Origin of the sequence: Campylobacter ornithocola, assembly GCF_013201605.1 — a bacterium.
Lineage (GTDB): Bacteria > Campylobacterota > Campylobacteria > Campylobacterales > Campylobacteraceae > Campylobacter_D > Campylobacter_D ornithocola.
In genome coordinates this window covers 1,165,783-1,186,100 of the sequence record NZ_CP053848.1, presented here as the reverse complement: position 1 = coordinate 1,186,100, position 20,318 = coordinate 1,165,783, and the positions used below count along the sequence as shown (strand labels likewise).

Sequence of the window (20,318 nt, the reverse complement as noted above, 5' to 3'; positions counted from 1 at the left end):
AAAAAATATTAAGAGTAGAAAATGCAAAAAAGTATCCCTCGTTATTTATTATTTAAATATTTGCGTTTTGATAAAGATCAGCCTTTTATCATGCTTTCAAAAATTTTAGCCTTTTTAGGTGTTAGCATAGGACTTTGTGTGCTTTTGGTTGCAATGGCTATTATGAATGGTTTTGATAAAGAATTTGAGAGAAAACTTTTTACTATGAATTATCCTATTACTATATTACCGCGTTTTGGAGCAAGTGTAGATGATAAATTATTACAAGAATTAAGAACTAAATTTCCTAATTTATTATTTAGTCCTTATATTGCCACTCAGGTTATAGCAAGAAATGATTTAAAATTAGAAGGCGGTATGCTTTTTGGGGTTAATTTTGAAGATGAAAAAAAGATTAATGAAGTAGTAGCGCAAGCCTTAGAGAATAAAAAATTAGATAATTTCGATATTTTGATTGGCAAGGGCTTAAGAAATGAATTTGGACTTGATTATAATGAAAAAATTACTTTGATTTTTTCTAATCTCAATGCTAGTGGACTTTCACTCATTCCACAGGTTAAAAGATTTGATGTTAAAGCTGATTTTTCTTCAGGATTGTTAGCCTATGATAAAGCTTATATGTATACAGATGCTAAAGCTTTGGCTAAAGTTTTATCATATCCTCAAGGAAATTATGATGGTGTGCATGTGTACTCAAGTAAGCCTTTTGATGATATTAAACAAATTGAAGCTTTTTTGGGTGCAAGATATGCTAGTATAGGTTGGTGGGAGCAAAATGGAAATTTCTTTGCAGCGCTAGCTTTAGAAAAAAGAGCTTTGTTTATAGTGTTAATGTTGATTATTTTGGTTGCAAGTTTAAATATAGTAAGCTCTTTATTAATGATAGTTATGAATAGGCGTAGTGAAATAGCATTACTGCTTTCTTTAGGTGCTAGTAAGTTAGAGATTAAAAAAACTTTTTTTTCTTTAGGGTTTTTAATAGGTGGGAGTGGTATTATAGCAGGTGTAATTCTTGCAGCTATAGCTTTGTGGGTGCTTGGAAATTTTGATATTATTTCTTTACCAAGTGATGTTTATGGTATGAGTAAATTGCCATTAGAGCTTTCTTTTGTTGATTTTTGTGCTACGCTTTTTGGTGCTATTGTGATTGTAAGTTTATCTTCTTATTATCCTGCTAAAAAAGCAACTCAAGTAGATATTTTAGATACCTTAAGAAACGAATAAATTGTAGAAATTTATTCGTTTAAGAATTTTTTTATTTCATTGAAAAAGTTTTCATAACTAATATCTTTTATGGTTTTAATAAATTTTCCATTTTCATCGATCAAATAAAATTCGCCACTATGTGCTATAGAATATCCCATAGCAGAATCTTTAAGATTGATTTTTTCATATACTACACCATAATTTTTAGTAACTTTTTCTAATTCTTTTTCATCTTTAGCAACCAAGGCTGTAGAATCTGGATAAAAATATTTTACCCATTGACTAGTTTGAGTTAAGTTGTTATCTCTTGCTGGATCTAATGAAATAAATACCACATGAGCTTTTTCTTTATTTGGCATTTTTTCTAAAACATTAGCAATTAATGCAAGTTCACTAGGACAAACATCAGGACAATATGTATAGCCAAAATATACAATTAATTTTTTACCGATAAAATCTTTTAAACTAAGCGTGCCTTTTTCAGAATTTAAGTGAAAATTGTATTTGTTATTTTCAAAATATTGCACTGATATAAAAAATACCCCAAAAATTACCACAATTAATAAAAAAATATTTATTTTTTTCATATTTTACCTTTTTACATCAAAGTCAAAATAAAAATCTAGTGGAGTTTCATCATCAAAAAGCTCTATTCTAAAACGCATTGTATCTAATGTGCAAGAACTTAAAACTAATTTAGCATGGTAGGTGTTGTTGATTTTTTTAAATTGTGGAACAATGTCTCCCATATACATATTAAGCCCATAAACTCTAGCGTTTAATTTTTTAAAATCACCTAAATTAGTAATATTTAAATCAAGCTCATTTAGAGTGATTATGGGCTTTGGATTCAAATTTACTAAGACTTTTTTATTTTTAAAAATATATTCGCATTCTTGGATATTTAAATCACATGCTAAGGGTGTTAAAGTAGTGATTAATTCTCTTTTTTTTTCGTTGTTTGATGAATTTGTATAAAAATAAGCCCCACATATGGCAAAAACTATGGCCAAGGCAAAGACAAGTAGATTTCTCATTATTTTTTAATACTTCTTGACTCGATATCTTTTAATTCAATTGTGCTATTATCATCAAAATAAAGCGTTAAATTAGCTTTGGTTTGTGGTGTGATATTTTCTTTAAGATTTAATACCATAATATGCTTACCACCTGGTTTAAGTTCAGTGCTTGATTTAGCCTTTATGATGATTTGAGGGATTTGCACCATCATTTTTTTACCATTTTCTACAATATGATCATGAATTTCAGCTGTATCACTTAGTGAGCTTTGGGCTTTTATTAGTTTTATGTCTTGATTAGAATTGTTTTTGAGCTCTAAGAAAAAGGCTGTGGTTTTAGAATTCGGCGGAGTTTGTCTTACATAGGGATTATTTACAGTAATATTATTAGCTAAAGCAAAAGTACTTAAAAGAGCTAAATTAAGTAGTTTTTTCATTATTTTCCTTTTTTAATTAATTATAAACATTATACACGGAAAAAATTAAAAATATATTTATTGTAAAAATATTATAATTAGCTCTTTGTTGTTTTAATTTTTTAAGTAGAAAGGTAAAAATTGTTTAAAATTATATTGGCATTATTTAGTTTGGCTATATTTGCAAATGCAAGTGATCTTGCAAAAATTTATTTAAATGAAGGTATTAGCGCGGTAGAGAAAGTGTTGAATCAAGAATTAAGTAAAAAAGATTTTTGGCTTGATGAAATAAAAGATAAAAATGTCAGTTTTGGTTATTATGAAGAAAATGTCGCTATTGTTTTAACCAATAAAAGTGATAAAATCATTAGAGTTTATCATTATAACAATGGTAAAGTAGAAAAGAAATTTATTCAAAAAGAAGTTTTAACTGGTTTAGCGGGAGATAAAGAAGTAGAGGGAGATTTAAAAACTCCTATAGGATTTTATGAACTTGGTAAGAAATTTTATCCTGGTGATCCTTATTATGGCCCATTTGCTTTTGCAACGACTTATCCAAATATACTTGATAAAACTTTAGGAAAAACGGGTGGTGGAATTTGGATTCATGGTTATCCTTTAGATGGAACCCGTACGGATACTTATAGAACTAGAGGTTGCATTGCTATACACAATAATTTACTTGATGAATTTAATAATTTAATAGCAGATAGAAAAGCTTATGCAATGACTGAAGAAAAAAGTAAAATAACAACCAATGTAAATGAAGTGGCTATTTTGTTAGCAAATTTATATGCTTGGAAAGATAGTTGGCAAAAAAGTGATATTAATAAGTATTTATCGTTTTATGATAAAAAAATATTTAAACATCAAAATAAATTTACTTATGAGCAATTTGCAAAGAATAAAGAAAGAATTTTTGCAAAAAGAGAAGAAAAGAAAATTAAATTTTCTGATTTTAGTATAAGTCCTTATCCGAATAAAAAAGATGAAAAGATTTTTAGAATAGGATTTTATGAAGATTATCGTAGTACTAATTATAAATTCAAAGGAGAAAAAGTTCTTTATGTTAAGCTTGTTGATGATAAAATGCAAATTTTAGCTGAACAGTAATGGCTTATATAAAAATTGACCGCTTAGCTTATGAATATAACCTTGATCTCATAGCTTCCAAAGCAGGAGGTTATCAAAGAGTAATATGTGTTTTTAAGGATAATGCTTATGGACACGGAGCTAAGCTTTTAGCTCCTATAGCAAAAGCAAAGGGTATAAATTTTGTTGCAGTAAAAAATGAAGCTGAGGCAAAAGAGCTTGAAGATATTTTTGATAATATCTTGATTTTATCTCATCATCCACACGGTGGAGAAAATGAAAAATTTATTTATGCTTTAAATGAAAAAAATGATATAAAAAAAATTAAAAAAAATACTAAAATTCATCTTGTTATAGATACAAATATGCATAGAAATGGAATTTTACCTGAAGAAATTCAAGAAATTTTGTATGAGCTTAGAAATCACAACTTGCAACTTCATGGTGTGATGATGCATTTTGCGGGAAGTGATGAAATGGATGCAAGTTATTTTGTACAAAAACAAAAATTTCAATATGCTAAAGAGTTAATTTATAATCTATTGCAAGAAGATGCTAAAAACTTAATATTTCATTCACATAATTCTGAAGCTCTATTTCGAGCGAATACATTAGAAGATGATGAGTATTGCAGAGTAGGATTGGTACAATTTGGTTATGCATATTTTAGTAAAGATTTACATAGGGTTTTGAGTTTATGGGCTGAAAGATTAAGTCAAAGAATATTAAAAAAAGGTCAATGTGTTGGTTATGGTGGTGTATATAATGCTAAAGAAGATATCGAAATAGCAACTTATGATTTAGGTTATGCAGATGGACTTTTGCGTTATGATGGGAAGGGTGATTTTTATCTTCCTAGTGGTAAAAAAATATTAGGAAAGATGTCTATGGATAGTTTTTCTTGTGAAAATAACGGTGAGACAATTTGCGTTATAGATGATGCAAATGTTATGGCTGAATTTTTTAATACAATTAGTTATGAAATTTTAGTGAAACTTTCTCCAAATTTAAAAAGAATTGTAGTTTAAGATAAAAAATACTAATATATTCAGTGAAAGGTAAAAATATGGCATTTTTAAATTGGGCTATTTTGATTTTATTTTTATTTATAGTGTTTTTGCTAATCAATCGCTATGAAAGAAAAATGAAGATTTTATATAAAAATATAGAAATCTTAAAAAATGAATGCAAAAAAAATAGTGAAAATATAGAGCAAAATAGAATTTTGATAGAAAAAAATAGATCAAATATTGAAGATATAAAAAATCAAGATTAATTTTTATTAATCTTGAAGTAGTTTTGCTATCAACTCTAAAGGATGTAAAAACTGCGTAGAAACTTTTTCATGTTCTAGCGCATTTGAAATTTGCATTCTGCAAGCTGAGCATTCTGCACTGATAATTTCTACTTTGCTTTTTTGTATATTTTGAGCTTTTTTTATACCAACTTGCAAGGCTTTTTCATAGTGATCAGTTTGCATACTCACTCCACCAAAACCGCAACATTCATTCGAATGACTAAGTTCTTTAAAAACATAGTTTTGTTTTAGTAAGGCTCTAGGTTCCTTAGAAACTCCTTGCATTTTTTTTGCATGACAAGGATCATGATAGGTAATTTTTGTATTTAGTTTTTTCTTTGTTTTTAAAAGTTCTTCTAGGTTGGTATGTTCATAAAAATATTTTGTTGCAAGTAATATTTTATTAGAGATGTTTTTGGCTCTTGCAGCCCATTCTTCATCTTTTTGCATATGAAAAAAATGCTCGTAGTCTATATTTATCATTGCAGAACAGGTTGCTTCAGGAATAACGATATAATCTAGTGTTTTTAATTTTTTTTCAAAATAAACGATGTTTTTTTTAGCTAAACTTTCTACACTTTTAAAATCTCCAGTAAAATAATGCGGAGCACCACAACAAGATTGATCTTTTAATAAATCTACATTGATTTTAAGATGTTTGCAAATTTCAAGTAATGCAAAACCTGTATTAATGTAAGAATAATTTGATAAGCATCCTATAAAAAGCCCTATGGTTTTTTCTCCTTGATTATCTATAAAATCAGGATTAGAAGCTAAAAAATTTTTTTTAGCCAAAGAAGGAAGTAAACGATCTTTTTTGATTAAAGGCAGATTAAATCTAGTTTTCATTCCTAAATTTTTATATTGTATATTAAAAGCACAACTTTGGAAAACGTAACCTAATCTAGCCAAAATATCCAAAATTTTCCTATGTCTTAAAAAAAAGAAGGCTAGTTTTTTATACCATGCTATGCCAAATTTTTTAGCTATATCATAACGTACTTTTTCAATAGCACTATCAACTCTTAAATGACTTGGACAGACTTCTACGCAATTTGTACATAAAAAACATGATTCAAAAGTTTTTTTAAGATTTTTATCAAGTTTTAGCTCTTGATTTTCATAAGCATCAATAAGATCTAAAAAACCACGAGGAGAAGTGCTCTCATCGCGGTTTATTTCGTGTATAGTACAAACTGGTATACACTTTCCACATTTTACGCAAGCATTAGAGATTTCATTAATGTTTAACATATCAAACCGTTTTAGAAAATACTTTTTTTTCTTCACTAATACGTTTTAGATATTTATCAAAACACATAGCAATATTGCGTATTAAAAGTATCCCTGTTTCATTAACTTTAATATGATTTTTATCTATAGTGATAAATTCGTTAAGTTCTTCAAGTTCTTTTAAATCTTGCCTAAAATACTCAAAAAAATCAATCTTAAATTTACTTTCTACATTTTTTATATTAAGAGCAAAATTGCTCATAAGTTCCATAATGACAGATTTTCTTAGCTCATCATCATCATCAAGCATAATGCCTTTTTCACAAGGCAATTTACCCTCATCAATAGCTTTTTCATAGTTTGGCATATCTTTGAAATTTTGCATATAATGTCTTTGTCCTTCACCTATACTTGTTAGACCAATACCAATTAAATCGGTTCCACCTTTAGTGGTGTAGCCTTGGAAATTTCTATGTAAACTACCATTTTCTAAAGCTTTAAAAAGCTCATCTTGTGGTTTTGCAAAATGATCCATTCCTATCATTTTGTAGCCATTTTGAGTTAAAAATTTTTCACAATATTCTAAAATTTGAAGCTTTATATCGGGACTTGGTAGAGTGCTTTCATCAAATTTTCTCATATTCTTTTTAAGCCAAGGCACATGAGCATAATTAAAAATGGCAAAGCGATCAGGATTGATTAGCAATGCTTTTTCTAGAGTTTGCTTAAAGCTTTCTAAGCTTTGATAAGGAAGACCATAGATTAAGTCCATATTTACTGAGTTAATGCCTTTTTTTCTTACCATATCTACTGCATTTTTGGTTAGCTCAAAAGGTTGAATTCTATGAATTTCTTTTTGCACCTTTTCATCAAAATCTTGTACACCAAAACTAATGCGGTTGAAACCGTTTTGAATTAAAACATCTGCTTGTTCTTCGTTTAAAAATCTAGGATCAATTTCACAGCTTACTTCGCTATTTTGGGTAAAATTGGGAAAAACACTTTTGATTTTTAAAATTAAACTTTGCAATTGCTTGGCAGAAAAGAAAGTAGGTGTACCACCACCAAAGTGCATTTGAGCTACTTCTCTTTGAGTATTGATAATATTTGCTAAAATATCAAGTTCTTTAAAAAGATAATTTAAATACTTTTCTTTGCTTTCTTCTTTTGCGGTATATATTACGTTGCAGCCACAAAAATAACAAGCACTTCTGCAAAAAGGCAAGTGAAAATATAAAGATAGTTGAGCTTTTTGTTGTTTTAAAATCTCTATATAATCTTCATATTTAAAATGAGTATTAAACTCTACTGCAGTGGGATAAGAAGTATATCTTGGTCCTGCTTTGGAGTATTTAATAAAACTTTTATAGTCTTTCATTTGGTTTTACCTTTTGCATCATTTCTTTTATATCTATAAATAAATTAGGATGTTTGGTATGGATATTACTAATTAATTGATCTAGGTCAATATTAACTTCTTTAATACCCTTAGCTACTTGATGTCTTATTTCATCCATAGCAACAATCCATACATCGTTAAAATCAATAGGAATTTGTTGATAAATAGCTTTTTCTAACTTAAGTTCAAAATTATCTTTTTGCATCTCTTTGGCGTTTTGTAAAAACTCGATTAATGTTTTTACGGAAAACATAGTTTTAACTTCATCATTTTCATCTATTATAAACCATGGTTCAGGTGCTAACTCATGACCATTTTTCAGACTTAATTTTTTTTCTTTTTCATTTATATGAGTAAGATGAAATATAGTTTGGTTATGTTTTTCTATACCTAAATGATTTGATAATTCATCTATAATATCTTGAGAACTTTTTTTACTTAAATTACCCACAATCACTCCTTGTTTTTTAATAATTTAGCGACTTCTTTTGCATGATAGGTAATAATAAGTTTTGCTCCGGCTCTTTTGAAAGCATACATTGTTTCAAGCATTATTTTTTCATAGTCAATAACACCTGCTTTTTGTCCAGCTTTCAACAAAGCATATTCACCACTTACATTATAAATACAAAGTGGAAGTTTGGAGTGATTTGCTATTTCTTTTACTACATCTAAATATGCAAGTGCTGGTTTAACCATTAAAATATCAGCACCTTGTTTTTCATCTTCTAAACTTTCACACAAAGCTTCTTTACCATTGGCAAAATCCATTTGATAGGTTTTTCTATCTCCATAGCTTGGAGCAGAATCAGCTACATCTCTAAAAGGACCATAATAAGCTGAAGCAAATTTAGTTGAATAAGCCATAATAGGTAAATTTTCAAAACCATTTTTATCTAAAGTTTTTCTTAAGGTTTCAATAATTCCATCCATCATACCACTTGGCGCTATCATATCTGCACCATTTTTTGCATGGATTAAGGCTTGTTTGGCTGAAATTTCTAAAGTTAAATCATTATCTACACTTTTACTTTTAGGATCAATAATACCACAATGTCCGTGATCTGTGTATTCGCAAAAACAAAGATCTGTAATTACTACTAAATTAGGAAATTTTGCTTTTATAGCTCTTAGACTTTTGGCAATTAAACCATCATTACTTAAAGCATCACTACCGCAACTATCTTTTTTAGAACCTTCTAATACACCAAATAAAATAATTGCCTTAATGCCAAGATTAATCAATTCCTCACACTCTTTTAAAATTTCATCCAAGCTCATTTGAAACACACCTGGCATAGATGCAATTTCATTTTTGATATTAGTGCCATTTACAACAAAAAGTGGATAGATTAAATCATCTAAATTTAAGGTATTTTCTCTTACTAAGCTTCTAATATTTTCATTAAGTCTCAATCTTCTAAAGCGTTTAAACATAAATTTCCTTTTTGTTTGTTAAAATTCTTTAAATTTTAGCATATTTTTTATAAAAAGGTAAAGTAAAATAATGACTATTCAAATTTCTGAAATAGCAAAACTTCCTACTTGTTTTGGTGAATTTAATATACAAAGTTTTAAAGAAAATGATAAAGAGCATCTTTGTATTTTTAAAGGTAAATTAGATAAAGAAGTAAATGTTAGAATTCATTCAGAGTGTTTAACGGGTGATGTTTTAGGAAGTTTAAAGTGTGATTGTGGAGAACAGCTTGAATTTTCTTTGAAATATATTCAAGAGCATGGTGGAATGGTGATTTATCTAAGACAAGAAGGAAGAGGCATAGGACTTTTTAATAAAATTAATGCTTATGCCTTACAGGATAAGGGTTTTAATACTATAGAAGCAAATCATCAATTAGGTTTTAAGGCTGATGAGCGTAGTTATGAAATAGTAGATTTTATACTTAAGTATTATGAAATTTCTAAAATTAATCTTTTGACTAATAATCCTGAAAAACTTAGCTCACTTAAGGAAAAGGTAAATTTAAGAATTCCTATTTTAGTAGAAGCAAATCGTTTCAATAGAGATTATTTAGAAATCAAACATACACAAATGGGGCATTTAAATTGAAAAAATATGAAGACAAGCTAACTTTTTTGCAAGCATTTGTAAATAAAGATGATTTTTTCAAAAAAATTACACTCTATAAAGATTTATTGAAAAAATTTAATGCTGTACATAATCTAACACATTTTAATAATATAGATGAAAATATTATTGATAGTATTAAAATTTTAGACTTTTATGACTTGAATGATAAGCAAAGAATCATTGATATTGGAAGTGGTGCTGGTTTTCCTGCAATATTCTTAGCTTGTATTTTGCAAGAGAGTGAATTTTTTCTTTTTGAGCCTAGTGTTAAAAGAGCATCTTTTTTGAGAGTGATAAAAACTGAACTTGATTTAAAAAATGTAAATATTATAAAAGAAAAAATAGAAAACTATCCATCTTTTAAAGTGGATTTAATTACATCAAGAGCTTTGATGGATGTAAAACCTTTGGTAAAAATTTCAAGTGGTTTTTATGATGATAAAACATTATTTTTGCTTTATAAAGGTAGTGAGATTTATAAAGAATTAGAAGACTTGAAAGATTATCAGATTTTCAATCAAGGTTTTAGAAATTATTGTCTTTTAAAAATGAAGGAAAAATTATGTTAATTTTCGGACATCCTTTGATAAATATGCAAAAATTTAGTCACATTGAAGATGATTTTATTCAAGCTAATGTAAATTGTTTTTTGTATAATGAAAGCATAATCAAGAAAGCACAAGAAAAAAAATGTGATTTTGCTATTTTTGCAAAAAATGAAGAAGAAATTTTACTTTCAAATGCATTAGGAGCAAAGTATATTTTAATAGAAGATAGGAGTTTGGCAAAAATTGCTTCAAAGATGGCCGAATTTTATATGTTTGACTCTAAAATTTTATTTTTATTGGATAGTTTAGAAAATAATCTAAAAAAAGCATATGAATTAAGCGTAGATGGAGTATGTTTAAAATCTTATATTAGTTAAAGTTAAACCCTAAAAAGGGTTTAACTTATTAAAACTTCTTCTTCCTAGCATCTTCTAAGATATCATTAGCTATTTTATTTACATTATCAGATATAGCTGCACTATCATTAGCTATTTTTAAATTCTCTTGAGTTACATGATCAATTTGAGCTACAGCATCATTAATTTGAGTAATACCTGTAGTTTGTTCTTTGATACTTTCACCCATTTCATTAATAGATTGAACTAAGATATTAGTATTTGCTTCAATCTCACCTAAAGACTTTTGAGTTCTTTCTGCTAGATTTCTAACTTCATCAGCAACAACAGCAAAGCCACGTCCATGTTCACCTGCACGTGCTGCTTCAATAGCAGCATTTAATGCAAGCAAGTTAATTTGATCAGCAATATCTCCTATAATAGAAGTAACATTTTTAATCTCTTCACTTTGAGCAATTACTTCACTAGTTTTATGAGATACATTTTGCATAGAAGAAGTAATCTCTTCTAATGCTGCTGCTGTTTCTTCTAAAGAAGAAGCTTGAGAAGATGATGAATCTGTTAAGTTTTTAACAGCACTTTGTAATTTTCCACTTTCAGTAGCAAGTAAAGAAGCAAATTCAGATGATTGTCTTAACATAGCTACTATTTCTTTACCTAATACATTAGTAGTTACTTCAACTCCACCTTTAGCATTTTTAACTTCAGTAGTAAAGTCCAATGCTTTATAGCTATCAAATACTCTATTGATTTCACTCATATTAGAACCTACTTTTTGTTCTAATACATTAAGCATTTCATTTAATACATTTTTTAATTCTATTAATTGAGGATTAGCAGGAATTGCAGTAATTCTTGCTGTTAGATTACCACTTTCTATTTCTTTAGCTGTTTCAACTGATTGTTCTACTGCTTTAGCATCTTGTTCTAAAGCATTTTTAGTTTTAGTGATGTTTTCATTGATGGCTTTAGCTATAGCACCAAGCTCATCATTGCTTTTAACATCTATCATAGCTGAATCTTTTGTTTTATGATTGATAAAGTCAAAGAAAGAGTTAAGACCACTTTGGATGGTTTGAAGTGGAGATAGATAGTAGGAAATGATAAAATAAAGTAAAATAATACTAGCAATACTTGTAAAAATAACTATAGCGGTTTGAATATAAGCTATTTTTAAAGCAGGTGCTTCAATAACTTCGATGTTCTCACCCGCACATGTAGTATAGTTATCTACTTTAGCACAAATACCAAACTTATCTTGTCCATTTTGTGTGGTGTAGTTAAAAATATTATAATTTCCAGATTTTTCATAAGCTTTTGCTACCGCAATAATATCAGGATTTTTTTCTACATTTAATAATGATTTGTCTGTAGAAGCAAATACCGTATAAGCTTGGTCAAATACAAAAGTTCTTCCAGGAAGCTCATTAAATTCAGTTTGTAAATCTTTTACCAAAACATCAATAGCTAAAATTCCTATAAATTTACCATCTTTAATTAAAGGTATAGAATAAGTAAAACATGGTAAGCCTGTTGTTGTGTCAATATAAGCGGCGGTGATATACAAGCCATTTTTCTTTTTAGCTTCTATAAAAAACTCTCTTGTTGTCGCATCATAATTATCTGCTTTTCCATAAATTCCATAATCTAATCCTTTGCTATCGCTATCTGGATCACTTACTATTAATTCCCCATTTGGTTGAGCTATATAAACCGCTAGATAACTATTCATATCTCTAACAGTTTTAAGTAGACTACCTGTGTTTTCCATAAGTTTTTCTTGGGTATTAAGCTCGCTATAAGGAAGTTTCATGATAGCTTGAGATAGTTTTTCAAGAGCGTGCGAGTTGAGATTTTTAAAATCTCTCATTGATTTTTCTGCTGTTTTTACGTAATTGGTTTCTGCTTTGACCACTTCATAATTCAAGGCTTTTTTTGTAAAAACAAAACTTATAATACCAAGTATTATAAGACATATAATAGCTATAATATTTGCAATTAATGAAATTTTTAATTTAATACTTTTCATTGAGAACTCCTTGTATTTTGTAGAAATTTTTTATGTATGAGATTATACTACTAAAAAAGCAACATATATAAAATATTATTTAAATAATAATTTTTTATAAAAAGTATTTAATAAGCTAACACATGCATGAGAAAGTATATCATAGGTCTCGTTAAAATTATTACTATACCATGGATCAGGAACTTCATCATATCCTAACTCTAATGCATAAGAAGTGATTTTTTGAATTTTATGTTTAAAATTAGGAAATTTTTTTACTACTTCATTATAGTTATTATTATCCATTACAATAATAAGATCATTTTCTTTGCACATTTTTAAATTTAATTTTTTACTATAAAATGGTTTTGTAATGATATTTTTGTTACTTAATAAAGCCTTGGTTTTATAGTGCATATCCTCTCCATCATGGTAACCCGAAGTTCCAGCGCTAGAAATAATAAATTTATTATTTAAATTTGCTTTTGATATAAGGTCTTTCATAATAAATTCTGCCATAGGAGAGCGACAAATATTTCCTAAGCAAACAAAAATAATTTTAGTCATTTTTTCCTCAAAATTTGTGTAGTTTTTTCAAAATTATAGCAGTATTTTAAAATATTTTTTAAGATTAATTAAAACTAAGATATAATTTTTCTTTAGCGGGGAGCTTTTGCTGAGAGGAAGTTAGACTTCGACCCTTGAGAAGTTTGGTAATGCAAACTTTGAATTCTTGCAAAAACTTTCCTTTTTTATAAAAAGGATAAAAATGATACAAGCAAAAACAAAAACTAAAATTCCTATCTTAACTATAGCTGGGAGCGATTGTAGCGGCGGAGCTGGCATACAAGCTGACTTAAAAACTTTTAGTGCACATAATTTATTTGGTATGAGTGTAGTTTTAAGTGTTGTTGCTGAAAACACTACAAGAGTGATTTCTTGTTTTGATATACCAACTAAAATAATAGATGAGCAAATATTAGCCGTTTATGAAGACATAGAACCAGCTGCTGTGAAAATTGGAATGCTAGGTTCAAAAGAAATTATAACTTGTGTAAAAGAAAATTTATTACGCTTTAAAGCTAAAAATGTAGTCATAGATCCTGTGATGTTTGCTAAAAATGGTTATGCATTGATGTCTTTGGAGAATTGTCAATTTTTTAAAGATGAAATTTTATCATTAGCTGACGTGCTTACTCCAAATATACCTGAAGCTGAGTTTTTATGTGATTTTAAAATACTTAACGAGGTGGATATGAAAAAAGCTGCTATAAAACTTTATGAAGAAGGTGCAAAAAGTGTTTTGATTAAAGGTGGGCATAGTAAAGATAATACTAACGATATTTTTTATGATGGGAAGGAATTTAGTATTTTTAAGGCAGAAAAAATCAACACAAAAAATACGCACGGTACAGGCTGTACATTAAGTTCAGCTATAGCTAGCAATCTTGCTTTGGGTAAACAAAAGTATGAAGCTATAAAACTTGCCAAAGATTATGTGTATGAAGCTATTTTAAATTCTTTAGCACTTGGTAAGGGTTGTGGTCCGACAAATCATTTTTTTCAACTTGATAAGGAGTAAAAATGTTCATCAAAATAGCAAGAGAAAAAAATCCTTTGATTCATCATATTACTAATTATGTTACAGCTAATGATTGTGCAAATGTAACTATAGCAATGGGAGCAAGTGCTGCTATGGCTGATTTTTACGAAGAACAAACTGATTTTGCTAAAATAAGCTCGGCTTTAGTGTTAAATACAGGTACGATTAATCAGCTTGTAGCTAATTCTATGTTAAAAGCAATTAAAGAATATACCTTATTAAACAAACCTATAGTTTTTGATCCTGTTGCTTTAGGTGTAAGTAAAGCAAGAGATGGCATTAATTTTGAATTGCTTAATTTAAAAGGTATTAGTATTGTTAAGGCAAATGCATCTGAAATAGCAAGTGTTATAGGTTTAGATGGTAAAGCAAGAGGAGTTGATAGTACTTTTGTAATCAACGATGAGTTTTTAGAAAAAGCTAGGAAGTATACTCAAAAAACTAAGCGTATATTAGCTATAACAGGCAAAATTGATTATATTATAAGCCAAAAACAGATTGCTAAAGTTTATAATGGCTCTATCATGGCTACTAAAATAACCGGAGCAGGTTGTATGTGTGCTTCTTTATGTGGAGTTTTTGCAGGAGCAATAGAAGATAAATTTCAAGCTAGTTTATGTGCTTTGCTTAGTTTTGGTATAGCTAGTGAGATTGCCCAAGAAAGTTCTAGTGGAAGTGCTAGCTTTAGAGTGAATTTAATTGATGCTTTGAGCAATTTAAATGATGAAGAAGTTAAAAAAAGAGCCAAGTATGAAATCATTTAAAATTTATCTTGTTGCAAACAAGGGTGAAAAAAGCGAAAATGAGTTTTTAAGTATTTTGGAAGCTTCCTTGAAAGCTAAGGTTGACATTTTACAGCTTAGAGAAAAAAATCTTAGTACTTTAGAATTTTATAATCTTGCTTTAAAAGTTAAAGCTTTGTGTGAAAAATACAATACACCTTTTGTAGTAAATGATAGAATTGATATAGCTATGGCTGTTAATGCAAATGGGGTGCATATAGGTCAAAAGGATATGCCTTTAAAAAAAGCAAGAGAGCTTTTGGGTGAAGATAAAATCATAGGGCTTACGATTAATCATAAAAGTGAGCTTGCAAATATTCAAGGTGCTACTTATCTTGGAGCAGGGGCTGTTTTTGCTACGCCTAGTAAACAAGATTGTGTTGTGCTTGGTATAGATGGTTTAAAAGAAATTTCAAAATTAACTTCTTTACCTATTGTGGCTATTGGTGGGATAGATGAAACTAATTTAAATTTATTGAAAGAGTGTAATATACAAGGTATAGCTGTAGTTAGAGCGATAATGCAAGCAAACGATCCTTATAAGGCAACTTTAAATTTAAGAACAAATTTTGATAGTGTATTTGTGAGAAAATAATGATTTATTTTATAGGAGATAAAGAATTTGATGGTGTTAAAACCATAAGATTAAATAAAATTATACATTTTAACTTTGAGATTAATTTAAAAGAATTTGATTGTTTGATTATTAGTTCTAAAAACGCATTAAAAGCATTAATGTCAAGTAAAAGTAAGATTGATTTTGATATTAAACTTTATGCTGTTGGTCAAAAAAGTGCTGATTTTGCAAAAGAACTTGGTTTTAAAAATGTCAAATATCCTAGTAAAGCTTATGGTAAAAGTTTAGCTAGTGAGTTTTTATCTGAGTTTAAAAATAAAAAATGTCTTTATCTAAGAGCGAAGAAAATTAGCTCAGGTCTTGATGAATATTTATTAAAAGAAAATGTTTCTTTAAAGCAATTAATTGCTTATGAAAATATAGCTATAGAACCAAAAAAAGATGAGTTAAAAATACACCACCCAAGTGTTTTTATCTTTAGTGCACCTTCAAACATAGAGCAATTTTTGAAGTTTTTTGCTTTAAAAAAAGATGATAAGGTTGTAGTTATAGGTCAAAGCACAGCTTTAAAACTTCAAAATTTTGAAAATTTATATATATGTAAAGAGCAAGATCTAAATTCTTGTTTGAAATTAGCTAAGAGTTTAGATCTTTAAAAGTTTTATATAATAAATAAGAAGCAATAAAAACCATAAGAACTTCGCTTGCAAAAGAAGCAAGCCAAACTCCATTTAAACCAAAATAATGTGATAATACTTGTATAAAAATAAAAGGTAATATTAAACTTTGTATGATAGATATAGCTAAAGAAATCATAGGTTTATCTAAAGCGGTGAAAAAAGATGCACAAAGTTTCCCAAGCCAACTTAATAAAAAAGAAAAAGAAAATAATATAAGTGCATTTCGTGCTAGATTTGTAAAATCCACTTCATTATTTTTATTAAAAAAGGAAACTATAAATTCATTGAAAAAAAACACAAGTAAGAAGACAGATATTCCGAATACACTAGATGCTATAAGCATTCTTTTGAAAATAACTTGAATTCTTAGTATATTTTTATAACCATAATTATAACTTATAGCAGGTTGCATGGCTTCACACATTGATAAAATTAAAGCAAAAGCAAAGGTGCTTAAATAAAGTATAATAGAAAATGCCGCTAGTGCTTGATTTCCTGCTATTTTTAATAATATAGCATTAGCTAGTATGGTATAAATAGAACTTGATATGTTTGAAAAAAATTCAGAAGAACCATTATAGATGATATTTTTGAATATTTTTAAATTAATTATAGGTTTTTTAAATTTTAAAATCAAATTCTTAAAAACAAAAGGTGCAAAGCTTAAAATAGTACCTAAAAACATTCCTAAACAAGTTGCTAAAGCAGCTGAAAACAAACCCCATTCAAAAACAACTATAAAAAGCCAATCTAAAATGATATTGCTTAGAGCCACTGTGATATTAACTACCATACTATAAAAGGTTTTACCGCATATTCTTAAATAATTATCCATAGCAAAAGCTAACATGGTAAAAGGTGCAAAAAGAGCAAAAATTTGCATATATTCAGTGGATAAATTTTGTATATTTTCATCAGCTCCCATAAAAGCACTTAAAGATTTTGCTAAAAAAAATCCCAATACTCCCATTATACAAGAGATGATAAAAATAAGAATAATACAAAATGAAAAAATAGCTCTTGCTTTTTCGATTTTTCCTTTGCCCAAGTTGATTGCTATTTGCACTGATGAGCCTATAGCTATCATATCTGCTAAAGCAAAACTTATCATAATAAAGGGCATTACTAAATTCATAGCAGCAAGTGCATTTGTACCTAGATATCTCCCAACAAAAATTCCATCAATAATAACATAAAGATATATAAATGCAGCACTTGCCATATTAGGTAGGGCACATTTGTAAAATAATATAGTAGCATTTGTATTAGTATAAAAATTGTGTAACGACATAGTTTTCCTTATTAGTATTTATTTTATAATATGTTTATGATTGTATAAATAAAATAAAGCTAATAAAGAGACTCAATACCTTCTATAGTATCTTTAAAATATGGATCTGAAATTTCAATAAAATAATCTTTGAAAAACATAAGTCACCTAAATTTTAAAAATCCTATAATATAGTATAATTCAAATATTATATTATAAAAGTTTTTATTTTTGGCTTAATATTCATTTTAATTTGTTTTATCCGATTTTTATAAACCCACAAAAAAAGGAGCAAGGATGCAAATAAATTCGTATTCTCGTGTGGCAGCGGAGTCACAAATTAGCAATAGGAAGGCTGATTCGAATACAAAACTTGAAGATGCCAATACCAAAAGTGCTAATAGTACTAAAGATATTGATGAGGATAAGCTTAATAAGCTTGCCAGTATAGGTGGAAAAGGCATAACTGGGCTTTATGCTATGAGTTTCATGCAACAAGTATTTAGCATGAGTTCATCCAATGGTTTATCTCAAGCAGGGATTTTTCAAGGAGCTCAGTCTAAGGATTCTTTAACGGCTATTTTATCAAATGTAGATTTTAAAGCTATAGGATATGAAGGCAAAGATATACTTAGTTTAAATGCTGATGAAGCAAAAGAGCTTATTGGGGAAGATGGGTATTTTGGTGTAGCAAAAACATCTCAAAGATTGGCTGATTTTGTTATTAACGGAGCTGGTGAAGATATGGAAAAACTTCAAAAGGGTTTAGAAGGTCTAAAAGCAGGATTTGCGCAAGCAGAAAAAATGTGGGGTGGCAAACTTCCTGATATCAGCTATGAAACAATTGATAAAGCTATTGAAAAAGTAACTCAAAAAATCAATGAATTGGGTGGAAATTCTTTAGATATCAATGCTTGATTAATATCCCTAGTGTAGACTAGGGATTTAGTCTATTTTTAAAACGCTTAAAAATGCTTCTTGAGGCAAATGTACTTTGCCAATGGCTTTCATTCTTTTTTTACCTTCTTTTTGTTTTTCAAGAAGCTTTCTTTTTCTAGTGATATCCCCGCCATAGCATTTTGCAGTTACATTTTTACCCATAGATTTTACATTTTCTCTTGCAATAATTTTATTGCCTATACTTGCTTGGATAGCAACTTCAAAAAGTTGTCTTGGAACGATTTCTTTCATTGCTTTTACAAGTTCTCTACCTTTGCTTAGTGCTTTTTCATTTGGCACAATAATGCTTAGTGCATCTACATTTTCACCGGCTACTTTAATATCAAGTTTTACAAGATCACCCACTCTAAATTCAATAGGTTCATAATCAAAGCTAGCATAGCCTTTGGTGAGTGATTTAAGTTTATCATAAAAGTCCATAACGATTTCGTTTAAAGGTATATCATACTCAAGCAAAACACGTTCAGGTGTGATATAATCCATCTTAACTTGCATACCGCGTTTACGATTTAAAAGAGTGATTAAATTTCCTAAATATTCGCTTGGAGTTATGATGGTAGCTTTTACATAAGGCTCTTTTATGTGATCAATTTTATTTACCGGAGGTAGTTCGCTTGGATTTTGAATTTTTAAAATCTCTCCATCAGTTTGATAAATTTCATAAGTAACAGTTGGTGCAGTAGCTATTAAATCAAGATTAAACTCACGTTCAAGCCTTTCTTTGATAACTTCCATATGTAAAAGACCTAAAAAACCAACCCTAAAACCAAACCCTAAGGCTAATGATGTCTCAGGCTCATAAGTAATAGAACTATCGTTAAGTTTTAGCTTATCTAAAGCATCTCTTAAGTCTTCAAATTTATCTGTTTCTATAGGATATAATCCTGCGAAAACAAAAGCTTTGGCTTTTTCAAAACCACCGATAGCTTCTTTTGCTTTATTTTTTGTTAATGTTATGGTATCGCCCACTTGAACATCGGCAACATTTTTAAGTCCAAGCACGATAACACCTACTTCACCTGATTCTAATTTTTTAGTTTTTATAGGACTTAATGGATGAGGATAAAAAAGATCTTGCACTAAGTGTTTTTTATCTGTACTCATAACCAAAACTTCATCATTTTTGGTGATATTTCCCTCATAAATTCTAACTAAGGCTAAAGCTCCAAGATAATTATCAAACCAAGAATCATAAATTAAAGCTTTAGTAGGTGCTTCATCATCAGTTTTTGGTGCGGGAATTTTTGTGATGATAGTCTCTATAAGTTCTTTTATACCTACACCAGTTTTTGCACTAACACAAATTGCATTAGAACAATCAATACCTATAATATGTTCTATTTCATGTTTAACTTTTTCTATATCAGCTGAAGGAAGATCAATTTTATTAATCACTGGTATGATTTCAAGATCATTTTCTAAGGCTATATAAACATTAGCTATGGTTTGTGCTTCTACTCCTTGAGAAGCATCAACGACAAGCAAAGCTCCTTCGCAACTTGCTAACGAGCGACTTACTTCATAGGAGAAATCAACATGACCTGGAGTATCTATTAAATTTAATATATATTCTTCATTGTTGAAACTATAGTTTAAACGTACAGATTGTGCTTTTATGGTTATACCGCGTTCTTTTTCTATGTCCATAGTATCCATTACTTGGGCACTCATTTGTCTATCGCTAATAGCTCCACATTCACTAATAATTCTATCAGCTAGTGTGCTTTTTCCATGATCAATATGAGCTATGATAGAGAAATTTCTAATATTTTTCATTCAAAAC

General features: G+C 28.7%; 23 protein-coding genes and 1 pseudogene. 12 read left to right on the top strand and 12 right to left on the bottom strand.

Annotation, left to right across the window (positions count from 1 at the left end; genetic code table 11):
• Positions 1–21 precede the first annotated feature (21 nt).
• Positions 22–1,224 carry an ABC transporter permease gene (locus CORN_RS06140; protein WP_066006809.1) on the top strand — a complete coding sequence of 401 codons (1,203 nt, stop codon included), beginning with the start codon at positions 22–24 and terminating at the stop codon, positions 1,222–1,224.
• An 11-nt stretch (positions 1,225–1,235) separates the two neighbouring features.
• On the opposite strand, the gene CORN_RS06135 is transcribed toward CORN_RS06140, so the two are convergent.
• The 3 genes from CORN_RS06135 to CORN_RS06125 are packed head-to-tail and all read right to left on the bottom strand — an operon-like array spanning position 1,236 to position 2,662.
• On the bottom strand, positions 1,236–1,793 hold the full coding sequence (locus tag CORN_RS06135) for an SCO family protein (RefSeq protein WP_066006810.1): 558 nt from the start codon (positions 1,791–1,793) through the stop codon (positions 1,236–1,238).
• 3 nt (positions 1,794–1,796) lie between these two features.
• Positions 1,797–2,243 carry a hypothetical protein gene (locus CORN_RS06130; protein ID WP_066006811.1) on the bottom strand — a complete coding sequence of 149 codons (447 nt, stop codon included), beginning with the start codon at positions 2,241–2,243 and terminating at the stop codon, positions 1,797–1,799.
• Complete coding sequence (locus tag CORN_RS06125) at positions 2,243–2,662, bottom strand: copper chaperone PCu(A)C (RefSeq protein ID WP_066006812.1); 420 nt, start codon at positions 2,660–2,662, stop codon at positions 2,243–2,245. Before CORN_RS06125 ends, CORN_RS06130 begins: the two co-directional genes overlap by 1 nt.
• A 120-nt stretch (positions 2,663–2,782) precedes the next feature.
• On the opposite strand from CORN_RS06125, the gene CORN_RS06120 reads away from it, so the two are divergent.
• Genes CORN_RS06120 through CORN_RS06110 form a run of 3 tightly spaced genes read left to right on the top strand, consistent with a single transcriptional unit; the run spans position 2,783 to position 5,009 of the window.
• Positions 2,783–3,754 (top strand): L,D-transpeptidase family protein, encoded by a 972-nt coding sequence (locus CORN_RS06120; RefSeq protein ID WP_066006817.1) that lies wholly within the window; start codon positions 2,783–2,785, stop codon positions 3,752–3,754.
• The gene (locus CORN_RS06115) at positions 3,754–4,761 is read left to right on the top strand and encodes an alanine racemase (protein WP_066006819.1); all 1,008 of its coding nucleotides are present in this window, start codon (positions 3,754–3,756) and stop codon (positions 4,759–4,761) included. Before CORN_RS06120 ends, CORN_RS06115 begins: the two co-directional genes overlap by 1 nt.
• A 38-nt stretch (positions 4,762–4,799) precedes the next feature.
• Positions 4,800–5,009 (top strand): hypothetical protein, encoded by a 210-nt coding sequence (locus CORN_RS06110; protein WP_066006821.1) that lies wholly within the window; start codon positions 4,800–4,802, stop codon positions 5,007–5,009.
• A 6-nt stretch (positions 5,010–5,015) separates the two neighbouring features.
• Here the strand turns inward: CORN_RS06110 and CORN_RS06105 are convergent, their stop codons facing one another.
• The 4 genes from CORN_RS06105 to hemB are packed head-to-tail and all read right to left on the bottom strand — an operon-like array spanning position 5,016 to position 9,099.
• Positions 5,016–6,284 carry a (Fe-S)-binding protein gene (locus CORN_RS06105; RefSeq protein ID WP_066006823.1) on the bottom strand — a complete coding sequence of 423 codons (1,269 nt, stop codon included), beginning with the start codon at positions 6,282–6,284 and terminating at the stop codon, positions 5,016–5,018.
• Position 6,285: 1 nt separating this feature from the next.
• The gene (gene hemN, locus CORN_RS06100) at positions 6,286–7,641 is read right to left on the bottom strand and encodes an oxygen-independent coproporphyrinogen III oxidase (RefSeq protein WP_066006824.1); all 1,356 of its coding nucleotides are present in this window, start codon (positions 7,639–7,641) and stop codon (positions 6,286–6,288) included.
• Entirely contained in the window at positions 7,628–8,113 is a 486-nt protein-coding gene (locus tag CORN_RS06095) for a DUF2603 domain-containing protein (protein ID WP_066006825.1), read from the bottom strand. The genes hemN and CORN_RS06095 overlap by 14 nt, the downstream gene beginning before the upstream one ends.
• Positions 8,114–8,115: 2 nt before the next feature.
• Complete coding sequence (gene hemB, locus CORN_RS06090; RefSeq protein WP_066006826.1) at positions 8,116–9,099, bottom strand: porphobilinogen synthase; 984 nt, start codon at positions 9,097–9,099, stop codon at positions 8,116–8,118.
• Positions 9,100–9,169: 70 nt separating this feature from the next.
• Between hemB and ribA the strand changes: the two genes are divergently transcribed.
• Genes ribA through CORN_RS06075 form a run of 3 tightly spaced genes read left to right on the top strand, consistent with a single transcriptional unit; the run spans position 9,170 to position 10,676 of the window.
• A complete protein-coding gene (gene ribA, locus CORN_RS06085; protein WP_066006830.1) occupies positions 9,170–9,730 on the top strand; it encodes a GTP cyclohydrolase II in 561 nt (186 codons plus the stop codon).
• Complete coding sequence (gene rsmG, locus CORN_RS06080; RefSeq protein WP_094750268.1) at positions 9,727–10,320, top strand: 16S rRNA (guanine(527)-N(7))-methyltransferase RsmG; 594 nt, start codon at positions 9,727–9,729, stop codon at positions 10,318–10,320. The genes ribA and rsmG overlap by 4 nt, the downstream gene beginning before the upstream one ends.
• Complete coding sequence (locus tag CORN_RS06075) at positions 10,314–10,676, top strand: hypothetical protein (protein WP_066006832.1); 363 nt, start codon at positions 10,314–10,316, stop codon at positions 10,674–10,676. Before rsmG ends, CORN_RS06075 begins: the two co-directional genes overlap by 7 nt.
• 28 nt (positions 10,677–10,704) lie before the next feature.
• On the opposite strand, the gene CORN_RS08665 is transcribed toward CORN_RS06075, so the two are convergent.
• From CORN_RS08665 to CORN_RS06065, 3 genes and pseudogenes are all read right to left on the bottom strand, one after another.
• Positions 10,705–11,145 (bottom strand): methyl-accepting chemotaxis protein, encoded by a 441-nt coding sequence (locus CORN_RS08665; RefSeq protein ID WP_410688686.1) that lies wholly within the window; start codon positions 11,143–11,145, stop codon positions 10,705–10,707.
• Positions 11,146–11,943: 798 nt separating this feature from the next.
• Positions 11,944–12,426: pseudogene (locus CORN_RS08660) on the bottom strand (PDC sensor domain-containing protein); the annotation flags it as partial.
• Between the two features lie 333 nt (positions 12,427–12,759).
• Positions 12,760–13,230: a low molecular weight protein-tyrosine-phosphatase gene (locus CORN_RS06065; protein WP_066006918.1), complete on the bottom strand. Its 471-nt coding sequence runs from the start codon at positions 13,228–13,230 to the stop codon at positions 12,760–12,762.
• Positions 13,231–13,435: 205 nt separating this feature from the next.
• On the opposite strand from CORN_RS06065, the gene thiD reads away from it, so the two are divergent.
• From thiD to CORN_RS06045, 4 genes are read left to right on the top strand one after another with little or no spacing between them, the layout of a single operon-like run.
• Positions 13,436–14,245, top strand: a complete 810-nt coding sequence (gene thiD / locus CORN_RS06060; RefSeq protein WP_066006940.1) for a bifunctional hydroxymethylpyrimidine kinase/phosphomethylpyrimidine kinase — start codon at positions 13,436–13,438, stop codon at positions 14,243–14,245.
• A 2-nt stretch (positions 14,246–14,247) separates the two neighbouring features.
• Positions 14,248–15,030, top strand: a complete 783-nt coding sequence (thiM, locus tag CORN_RS06055; protein ID WP_066006920.1) for a hydroxyethylthiazole kinase — start codon at positions 14,248–14,250, stop codon at positions 15,028–15,030.
• Positions 15,017–15,643 carry a thiamine phosphate synthase gene (gene thiE / locus CORN_RS06050; protein ID WP_066006921.1) on the top strand — a complete coding sequence of 209 codons (627 nt, stop codon included), beginning with the start codon at positions 15,017–15,019 and terminating at the stop codon, positions 15,641–15,643. Before thiM ends, thiE begins: the two co-directional genes overlap by 14 nt.
• A complete protein-coding gene (locus CORN_RS06045) occupies positions 15,640–16,281 on the top strand; it encodes a uroporphyrinogen-III synthase (protein WP_066006922.1) in 642 nt (213 codons plus the stop codon). Before thiE ends, CORN_RS06045 begins: the two co-directional genes overlap by 4 nt.
• Here the strand turns inward: CORN_RS06045 and CORN_RS06040 are convergent.
• The gene (locus CORN_RS06040; protein ID WP_066006923.1) at positions 16,262–17,596 is read right to left on the bottom strand and encodes an MATE family efflux transporter; all 1,335 of its coding nucleotides are present in this window, start codon (positions 17,594–17,596) and stop codon (positions 16,262–16,264) included. The genes CORN_RS06045 and CORN_RS06040 overlap by 20 nt on opposite strands.
• Positions 17,597–17,872: 276 nt before the next feature.
• On the opposite strand from CORN_RS06040, the gene CORN_RS06035 reads away from it, so the two are divergent.
• Positions 17,873–18,493: a hypothetical protein gene (locus tag CORN_RS06035; protein WP_066006924.1), complete on the top strand. Its 621-nt coding sequence runs from the start codon at positions 17,873–17,875 to the stop codon at positions 18,491–18,493.
• A gap of 27 nt (positions 18,494–18,520) precedes the next feature.
• Here the strand turns inward: CORN_RS06035 and lepA are convergent, their stop codons facing one another.
• Positions 18,521–20,311, bottom strand: coding sequence for a translation elongation factor 4 (gene lepA / locus CORN_RS06030; RefSeq protein ID WP_066006926.1), 1,791 nt, complete (start codon positions 20,309–20,311; stop codon positions 18,521–18,523).
• Positions 20,312–20,318: the final 7 nt, after the last annotated feature.